Raw genomic sequence first — 9,705 nt, forward strand, 5'->3', positions numbered from 1 at the left:
TAATTAAAAAAGTGGGGATGGGCATCGCCTCACTCAAAAACGGTCAATCATCTCTTAAGGTGAAAGACAAGAAGCCTACAGCGTAATCTTTGATTCGGTGTAGGAGTATGTCACCCACAAAACCATAGAGTTGTTGATTAGAAAAAGAACTATTCACCAACCATCCCTCTTGGTTAACAGGGGTTAATTCTCTGATATCCCCAGGTTGAATAGCCAATTCTTTATTAAGAATAGTTACAGCCCCTTGACTAGGAGCTAGTCCTAAAGGTAATCTTCCTCCAGGAAAATCTAGGGTAATTTGTTGAACACCCGGACGATAAGTAGATATAGGGAATAATAATCGCTGATTTAGGATAGGAATTACTATAACTGAATCAGCTTTTTCGATACGCCAATAATCTAATATCTGATCTTGGTCATCTTGGAGTTTTTCTCCTATTAAGGTTAACCAAGGTGACTTTATTTCTACAAAACGCGAGAGAGTTTTCCAGAGTTGAGATTTCATAGTATAGAAAAGTTGATAAAATTGTTCTCAAGCTAACTACTTAGCCCTAAATAAACGTTAATTTAATTAACAATTAGTAGAATCTCAAAACCTTTTAAGTAGGGAAGAGCCTATATTAGACTAGTTTTGCAACCAACCCTAATTATACTAGAAAATTTACGTATTGATTGACAATTTCATAGCATCGTTTAAGATCGTCTTGATTTGCTTCTTTGAAATCTTTTAAGAGATACTCTTCTCCAAGTTCTTCCCATTTAAAAGCTCCCATTTGATGAAAGGGAAGAACTTCAAACTTTTCAATAAACTTTTGCTGTTGTTCAAGATTTTTTAAAAATTTGCCAATTTTGTGTAAGTGTTCTTCTCCATCATTAAGATTAGGGACTAGTACAAATCTAATCCAAGTTGGTATTTGATTCTCTTTTAAAAAATTAATTGTATTTAAGCTTGGTTGAATATTAACAGAGGTAATTTTTTTATATATATCCGCATCAATGGCTTTTAAATCCATTAAGACTAAGTCCGCGAGTTTTAAAGCTTGTTGAGTTTTACTCAAGGGAAGGAAGCCACTAGTATCTATGGCAGAGTGAATTCCTTCTTGTTTACATAACTGCAAAAGTTCAACAACAAAATCTGCTTGTACAAGAGGCTCTCCACCAGAGATGGTAATCCCACCTTTACAAGAAGTTAAATAACCTTTATACTTTTTGATTTTGGCAAATAACTCACTAGCAGTACACTGACTATAAGTTGTCCCGTTAAGAGGTAACAAAGAAGTTAGGACTTTATCTTTATGGGAAGAATTAAATTGACTTTTGCCTAGTTTTGGTAGCTTTATACTATCGGGATTATGACAATACACACATTTTAAAAGACATCCTTGTAAGAATACTAGAAAACGAAGCCCCGGGCCATCAACTGTACCCAAGGCATGAGTTGAATGAATAAAACCTAGAGTTGAATCTTTTTGGCTCATTATATATTTTCAAAAATAGTTCTATTCACAACATCTAATTGTTGTTCCCTATTCAACTTATTAAAGTTTACTGCATAACCTGAAACTCGAATTGTTAGTTGTGGATATTTTTCGGGATGCTCCATGGCATCTAACAATAATTCCCGATTAAAAACATTCACATTCATATGATGTCCTTTGTCTTGAAAATAACCACCAAGAATTCCCACCAGATTGTTAACTCTATCCTCCTCACCTCTTCCCAAGGCAGAAGGGACAATAGAGAAAGTATAAGATATTCCGTCAGTAGCATCTTGATAAGGGATTTTGGCAACTGATTTACAAGAAGCAATAGCGCCACTTACATCTCTACCGTGCATTGGATTAGCTCCAGGAGCAAATGCTTCTCCTTTTTTGCGACCATCTGGAGTTGAGCCGGTCTTTTGACCATACACTACATTTGAGGTAATTGTGAGAATCGACTGGGTAGGCTCGGCATTGCGATAAGTTTTACGTCTTCGTAGCTTATTCATTACGTTGCTTACCAATTCTGTGGCAATTTCATCAACTCTATCATCATCATTGCCAAAGCAAGGATATTCTCCAACGCATTCATAATCAACGGCTAAACCTTCCTCGTTTCTGATAACTCTTACTTTACCGTATTTAATTGCGGATAAAGAATCTGCAACAAGAGATACTCCAGCAATGCCACATGCCATTTTTCTATGAACATGGACATCATGCAGGCTCATTTGCAGCCTCTCATAATTGTATTTATCGTGCATATAATGGATACAATTTAAAGCGTTAACATAAAGTTTGGTCAGCCAGTCAAGAACATGATCAAACTTTTTCATAACTTCTTCATAGTCTAGGATGTCGCTTTTTATTCCTGCAAAAGGAGGCATAACTTGGTTGCCTGATTTTTCATCACGACCGCCGTTGATTGCATAAAGAAGTGCTTTAGCTGCATTTACTCTAGCACCAAAAAATTGCATTTCTTTACCAATTTTCATTGCTGATACACAACAAGCAATTCCATAATCATCTCCATATATTGGTCTCATCAAATCATCATTTTCATACTGAATTGAACTGGTATCAATGGAAACCTTTGCACAGAATTGTTTGAAATTTTCTGGTAATTTTTCAGACCAAAGAACAGTGATATTAGGTTCGGGAGCAGGTCCTAGATTGTAAAGTGTTTGTAAAAATCGATAAGATGTTTTAGAAACTAAACTACGCCCATCCTCCGCCATTCCACCGAGAGCCTCTGTTACCCAAACTGGATCTCCTGAGAATAATTCATTGTAAGCAGGTGCTCTTAAAAAGCGAATCATTCTTAATTTCATCACAAAATGATCGATTAATTCTTGAGCTTGTTGCTCTGTTAAGATTCCTGCTTGAAGATCTTTTTCAAGATAAATATCAAAAAAGGTAGAGACTCTACCCAAAGACATTGCTGCGCCATTTTGCTCTTTTACAGCACCTAGATAAGCAAAATAAGTCCATTGAATAGCTTCGGGAGCATTTTGAGCAGGTTTTGAGATATCAAAGCCATATCCTTTTGCCATTTCTTTCAACTCACCAAGAGCGCGAATTTGTTCGCAAATTTCCTCTCTTAGTCTAATTAGCCCCTCATCCAAAGAGTCTAGTTCAAGTTCAATTAAAGATTGCTTTTTATCTTCAATTAGAGCGTCAACTCCATAAAGTGCTACTCTTCTATAATCACCAATAATTCTCCCTCTCCCATAAGCGTCAGGAAGCCCTGTGACAAGTCCTGCACTTCTCGCTTTTCTTATTTCAGAAGTATAAGCGTCGAAAACCCCATCATTATGAGTTTTCCTGTACTTAGTAAAAATTTCTTTGGTTTGAGGACTTAACTGATATCCGTAAGCTTCTAGAGAATTTGCTACAACTCTTATACCGCCATTAGGCATAATCGCTTTTTTAAGAGGCTTATCTGTCTGAAGACCAACTATTTCTTCTAATTCTTTGTCTATGTAACCAGGAGCATGAGAAGTAATAGAGCTAGGAACTTCCGTATCAGTATCAAGTATCCCTTTTTGTGATTCTTGTTTCATTAATTCTTTAACTTTGTCCCAAAGCCTTAAAGTCTTTTCTGTGGCAGGTTGCAAAAAAGAAGCATCACCCTCATAAGGTGTGTAGTTTTTTTGCAGAAATTTCCTTACATTAATTCTTTGCTTTTGTTCTACAGGAATAGCTAAGTTCATTATTTTTTGCCTCCTCAAGTCATTTAATCAAATTGAGCAATAAAGTTAAGATTTACTAGTATTTAATGTTACTAATCAGTTTACATAGACAAACACCGTTTTATTCATCTTAATTTCTCTTTTTTGATTTTTCTGTGATACTTATTACATTATTATGCTTTGAGCACCTTAGTAATTCTCTGAAAAGCCCATGGGAATTTGTCTAGATAAAATACTATCTTTTCCCTATTCCCTATTCATGTTTCCTTATAAAGGTTATACTGGTAAGAACTAAAAAAAATATTAGCAAGATTAATGAACAAAATCGTCGTCGGCTTATCGGGAGGAGTAGATAGCTCGGTAGCAGCCGCCCTTTTGCAGCAACAAGGATACGAAGTAACAGGTCTCACCCTTTGGTTAATGAAGGGTAAAGGACAATGCTGCTCAGAAGGAATGGTGGACGCAGCTTTGTTGTGTGAACAACTAGACATACCTTACCATGTTGTTGATAGTAGAGAAGTCTTTCAAAACGAAATAATAGACTATCTAGTCTCGGGATACTCTTCAGGAATAACCCCCCTACCTTGTTCGCAGTGTAACAAAGCGGTCAAGTTTGGACCAATGTTAAAATACGCTCAAGAAACTTGGGGAATTAAGCAAATAGCTACAGGACATTATGCGAGAATAAAATACGCTCAACAAAGCGATCGCTATCAACTCTTAACAGCTATAGATAGTAGTAAAGATCAGTCATACTTTCTTTATGATTTATCCCAAGAAATGCTCGCCGCTACGGTATTCCCCCTAGGAAGTCAAACTAAAGCCCAAACCAGAGCCTTAGCTACCTCTCTAGGGTTAAACACCGCTGACAAACCAGATAGTCAAGACCTCTGTCTAATCGAATCTCACGGCTCAATGCGCAGTTTTTTAGATAAGTATATCAGCCAACAAGAGGGAGAAATCGTTGATTTAGAGGGTAATGTACTAGGTCAACATCACGGTATCCATCATTATACCATTGGACAACGCAAAGGTCTAGGGGTATCTGCCGCTGAACCTCTTTATGTAGTCAAGCTTGACGCTGGACGTAATCAAGTAGTAGTGAGTACTCGTGAACAAGCGGGTTGTTTAGAATGTATAGTAGAGAGAATAAACTGGGTTTCTATTCCTACGCCAACTACTTTGATTCAAACTACCGTAAAAGTGCGCTATCGTTCCCCCGCTGTACCTGTAACGGTAATCCCCCTAGATAATGGACAAGCTAAACTAGTCTTTACTGAGCCACAGTTTGCTATTACCCCAGGTCAAGCTGCGGTATTCTATGATGGTGAAATGTTATTAGGTGGTGGGATTATCTCTAAAAGCTAAATGTCTAAAAATCTGGGGTTGAAAATTTGCCTAATTATTATCCTCCTGATGGGGGTTTTTTTCCGTTTAGATAACCTAGACAAGAAAGTATATTGGCACGATGAAGTTTATACTTCTTTACGTATTTCGGGTTATAATGGAGATATGGCTAGAGACGCGGTTTTTACTGGTGAAATAGTTAAACCGAGTGATTTAGTTTATTTTCAACGTCTTAACGATGATCGCGGGTGGAAGGAAACTTGGCAAGTTTTAGCCGAACACCCCGAACATCCCCCCTTATATTATGTGCTAGCGCGTCTTTGGTCGCAGTTGTGGGGAAGTTCCATTACTACGACTAGAAGCCTAGCTGCTATATTTAGTATATTGGTTCTCCCTGCTTTATTTTGGCTGTGTTGGGAATTATTTCCTAATTCTTTGGTAGGATGGTGGGCGATCGCTCTGGTTAGTATATCACCTATTCACGTTCTCTACGCTCAAGAAGCTCGTCAATACAGTCTCTGGAGTATGACTACTTTACTAGCTTGTGCTGCGTTTTGGCGCGCTATTAAGGCTTCTCAACCCCAATTAAAAGACTGGTTATTATATAGTTTCACTTTAGCTCTTAATTTTTATACTTCTGTCTTGAGTATTTTTTTAGTAATTGCTCAGGCTATTTATCTTATTTGTACAGCAAAAATAACTCGTTCTCAGGTTATCCTTTGGTTTTTAGTGGCTGTTTCTTTAGCTGGAATTATTTTTCTTCCCTGGTTACTAGTTATCCCTGCTAATTTGGCAAAACTTAAACAACAAACCGAGTGGATTAATGTCAACGAACCTTGGTTAACTTTATACAGTTTATGGGAATTACATCTTAGTTCTATTTGGATAGATTTTCCTACAGAAATTAATCATATTCTTGCTCCAAGAATCTTTTTTATCTTATTATTGGCGGTTATTTACTTAATCTATTTCCTGAGAAAAAAAACTCAAGAAACCTTATTTTTAAGCTTAGTAATTATTATACCTATCCTAGGTTTAATCTTACCTGATTTACTGATAGGAGGAAGAAGGTCTTCTATGACTCGCTATTTTTTCCCTAGTATTTTAGGAATACAAATAGCCCTAAGTTATTGGTTAGCCTTTAGTAAAACTAACAAGTTAAAACTAACAATTATTACTCTTATTTTTAGTTTAGGGGTTATCTCTTGTAGTCTCAGTAATTCTGCTTATACTTGGTGGAATAAGATTTCAGGTTATCATAACAATGACGTAGCTAGAGTAATTAATAATAGTCCTAAACCTTTACTAATCAGCGATACTAACGAGATTAACGTAGGCAATTTAATTTCTTTGAGTCATTTACTCAATGATCAAGTTGATTTATTACTATACCGAAATACCGCTATTCCTGCTATTCCCGAAGGTTATAGTGATATTTTCTTTTATAATCCTTCTGCCCAATTAATCAGTAACCTAGAAGGTTATGTACAAACTTCACCTGAATTAGCGGGATTTACTAACCCCAATTTACTATTAGTTTGGTCACCTACCGAGTAGGGATAAATCTTAACATAACTTAATAAAAAAGTCAAGATGAGAAAACAGTAGTGGCAAATAGACAATTCAGAGATAGAATAAAAAGTGACCAAAACAATATTAGATGGAATTGAACTGTGCTGTCATTCCTAATCGCTGACTTTCGGATTATTTTTGAGAGAGATCCCGCTGCTAGAAACTGGTTAGAAGTAATTTTCTGCTATCCAGGGTTACACGCTCTCTGGTTTCACCGTTTCTCTCACTGGTTAAATAACAAGGGAATTCCCCTGATACCTAGACTGATATCTCACGTAGCTCGCTTACTTACAGGTATTGAGATACATCCAGGGGCGCAAATTGGTAAAGGAGTGTTTATAGATCACGGAATGGGGGTAGTCATTGGAGAAACTGCCATCATTGGTAATTATACGTTGATTTATCAGGGTGTAACTCTAGGAGGAACTGGAAAAGAAAGTGGTAAGCGTCACCCTACTCTAGGTAGTAATGTAGTAGTAGGAGCAGGAGCGAAAGTTCTTGGTAATCTCCAAATTGGCGACAATGTACGTATTGGTGCAGGCTCTGTAGTATTGAGAGACGTACCTTCTGATTGTACGGTAGTCGGTATTCCCGGAAGAGTAGTCTATCGCTCTGGTGTTAAAATTAATCCTTTAGAACATGGTAATCTTCCCGACTCAGAAGCGACGGTTATTCGTACCTTAATAGATAGGATCGAGTCGTTAGAGCAACAAGTACAGGAATTAAAAACCACCCAACTACTAGAGCATTGTTACGCGGGTAAAGTTACCGTGGATATTTCTAGTCTTCCTGAGCAGGAAATTAAGCAATTTCTCGATGGATCTGGTATCTAGATGTAGATTCAAAAGCGTACTCCCCTAGAATTGAATTAATATCAGGTGTGAGTACGCAAAAAATAATTAATTCCAGGTAATAGGAATACTTTCTGTTTCCTCTGGATTAATGATAGTAGAGGTTTCTTGATCTAAGATAGCTTCTATTTGTTGATAAATGGTTTCTGCTTCTTCCCAAGAGTTACCGATACTAGTTAAACCTAGTTTACCAAATTCTGAAAGTGCTCCCATGAGGTGGAAGACTGTACCTGTTTTAGTACTGTTATCAAAATGAAGATGGTTTTCAGCGATAATATCCATTAAATCATGGGGCAATAAACCTTTATACTGTGGCTTATATAAGTTATCTGAAGCTACATAGTATTTTCTGATACCTTGGGGACTATAGAATAAACCTGTCTGTTGGTCATAAGTTCCATTGGTGAGTAATTTTAAAGTCATAAAGGGGTGAGTTGTTCCACCTTTGCGTAAGTTGATTTCGATCGCGTGGAGTTGCCAAGTTTTACCCTGACGTACTGCGATAAAATCCACTCCGTAGCGTTCCATCGCTCCTTTAGCTGCGAGGACTTCACCTATTTTAAGTCCGAGGTTTTGTATTTGCAGTCGATAAGCGTCGTCAGCAGGAAAACGACAACCAAGGTACACTTGTCCATCTGGTCCACCGAGAATTTGGTCATGGGTAGAGAGGATTTCTACTTCTTGGGTTGGACTAATATAACCTTGGACACTAGGTGATCGCTTTTCTGCTCCTTCGATAAACGCTTCAACTATTGCACCTAATTCAGGTATTCTTTTAGAGAAAGTCTGCCAATTTTCTTTAACGCCTTGAAAACTCATAGTTTCTAGACTAGAAGCGATCGCCTGTTTTTTGGTGGTCAAATCAGCGTGAGCTAATTGTTGTATAGGTCTCAAATCTAGGATCGCGTTTCCTTCTCCTGATAATCCTTCATTGAGTTTGACTACCATTCTCTGTAATTGGGGTTGACGTTCCCAAAGTTGAGCAGCTTCACTGATTAAATCTGTTATACTAGTTACTAGAAAACTTCCATCGGGGTGAGGTATTTCACCTTGAGCGAAAATTTCTCTACTACCGCTTTTAGAACCCCAGTATAATAACTGGGTGCTACAAGCAAAAAGAGGGATATCTAATTTTACCGATAATTCTTGTTCGAGATAGGTTGAGTTAAAACAGACGATATAGGATTTATCCTTACGCATAGCGTTACGGATGCGTCTTACTAAACGAGGACGTTCTAAGATTTTCTCGGTAAGAGGTCTAAAAGAGCCATCATCTGTTGATAATAACAATAAGCGTCGCTGAGCGTGAAAAAAAGGTATTCCCGACAACATTTGTAGATAATAATCTCTAATCATCGGGGATAGAGGTAAAGCAGTGACGTAAATGATGCGGGTATGGGGGTTATATAGTCTCATCAGAGAGAATAATAACCTTTCTTCATAATGTAGGAAACCTGGCACATTTTTACCGATTTCTTGGTCAACGCTAAAGGAAGGGATAACCAGGATATCGTGATCATCTTCTTCTAAAGGGTTCTTCTTGTACCAGCGATCGCGTAATTTTTGTTGTAATTGCTCAAACCTGTCGATGCTTGTCTCTGTATTTAGGCTTAGCATGGATTTATGACCCTATGTACCTCTATCTGGCTTTATTTTAACATCCTTATTTCTCTACCTTATGATAGTATCATAGCCGATAACCCCACTCAGATTAGTCAAATTAGCCCAACTCAAGTCAACCCCACTCAGATTAGCTTGACTCACGTAAGCTTCACTCAGATTAACTTTACTCAGATCAGCTTCGCTGAGATCGATTCCTGTTAGATCTAAATTATTGGGATTATATTTAATAAGATACTTAGCTAAAGCTTCCTTCACTCGACTTTCTGTTCTTGTTTTAAAAAGTACGCGGATCTCACGTACTTGTGGTAATAAATAAAACTTATTGGTTATAGGGAATAGGGAGTAGGTAGTAACAAAGTGTCACTTTAGGTAAAATTTACCACATAATGCCGAGAAAGCCAATAGTATCAGTTTTCACTCTCTGTCTTGGTATTTTCTGGCTTCTGTAATCACGGTTTCTAAGGGTAATTCTAAGGTTGAAGAGATAATCTCCACACTTAATCCTAGTTGGAGTAGTTTAGGGATAGTTTCTAGTTTGACTACTTGTCTTTCTTGTTGTCTCCCTAACTCGATTCCTTCCTCTCTACCTTCCTCTTTCGCTTCCTGATAAAACTTAGTTTGTTTCAAATCACTTAGACT

The 9,705-nt window shown here is 37.4% G+C and carries 9 protein-coding genes; 3 read left to right on the forward strand and 6 right to left on the reverse strand.

Features of this window, described 5'->3' with window-relative positions; genetic code table 11:
• Positions 1-43: 43 nt before the first annotated feature.
• The 3 genes from EA365_04120 to pflB all read right to left on the reverse strand — a co-directional run bounded on the left by EA365_04120 (position 44) and on the right by pflB (position 3,694).
• Complete coding sequence (locus EA365_04120) at positions 44-505, reverse strand: NUDIX hydrolase (protein TVQ47049.1); 462 nt, start codon at positions 503-505, stop codon at positions 44-46.
• Positions 506-647: 142 nt separating this feature from the next.
• On the reverse strand, positions 648-1,478 hold the full coding sequence (locus EA365_04125) for a radical SAM protein (GenBank protein ID TVQ47050.1): 831 nt from the start codon (positions 1,476-1,478) through the stop codon (positions 648-650).
• On the reverse strand, positions 1,478-3,694 hold the full coding sequence (pflB, locus tag EA365_04130; GenBank protein TVQ47051.1) for a formate C-acetyltransferase: 2,217 nt from the start codon (positions 3,692-3,694) through the stop codon (positions 1,478-1,480). The genes EA365_04125 and pflB overlap by 1 nt, the downstream gene beginning before the upstream one ends.
• Before the next feature lie 294 nt (positions 3,695-3,988).
• Here pflB and mnmA point away from each other — a divergent pair, with 294 nt between their 5' ends.
• From mnmA to cysE, 3 genes are all read left to right on the forward strand, one after another.
• A complete protein-coding gene (gene mnmA / locus EA365_04135; GenBank protein TVQ47052.1) occupies positions 3,989-5,041 on the forward strand; it encodes a tRNA 2-thiouridine(34) synthase MnmA in 1,053 nt (350 codons plus the stop codon).
• Complete coding sequence (locus EA365_04140; protein TVQ47053.1) at positions 5,042-6,577, forward strand: hypothetical protein; 1,536 nt, start codon at positions 5,042-5,044, stop codon at positions 6,575-6,577.
• A 116-nt stretch (positions 6,578-6,693) separates the two neighbouring features.
• The gene (gene cysE / locus EA365_04145; protein TVQ47054.1) at positions 6,694-7,425 is read left to right on the forward strand and encodes a serine O-acetyltransferase; all 732 of its coding nucleotides are present in this window, start codon (positions 6,694-6,696) and stop codon (positions 7,423-7,425) included.
• 66 nt (positions 7,426-7,491) lie between these two features.
• Here the strand turns inward: cysE and EA365_04150 are convergent, their stop codons facing one another.
• The 3 genes from EA365_04150 to EA365_04160 all read right to left on the reverse strand — a co-directional run bounded on the left by EA365_04150 (position 7,492) and on the right by EA365_04160 (position 9,693).
• Positions 7,492-9,060, reverse strand: a complete 1,569-nt coding sequence (locus EA365_04150; protein TVQ47055.1) for a carboxylate-amine ligase — start codon at positions 9,058-9,060, stop codon at positions 7,492-7,494.
• 54 nt (positions 9,061-9,114) lie between these two features.
• Positions 9,115-9,396, reverse strand: a complete 282-nt coding sequence (locus EA365_04155; protein ID TVQ47056.1) for a hypothetical protein — start codon at positions 9,394-9,396, stop codon at positions 9,115-9,117.
• Positions 9,397-9,480: 84 nt separating this feature from the next.
• Positions 9,481-9,693, reverse strand: coding sequence for a hypothetical protein (locus EA365_04160; protein TVQ47057.1), 213 nt, complete (start codon positions 9,691-9,693; stop codon positions 9,481-9,483).
• Positions 9,694-9,705: the final 12 nt, after the last annotated feature.

It is taken from the genome of Gloeocapsa sp. DLM2.Bin57 (assembly GCA_007693955.1).
Classification (GTDB): domain Bacteria; phylum Cyanobacteriota; class Cyanobacteriia; order Cyanobacteriales; family Gloeocapsaceae; genus Gloeocapsa.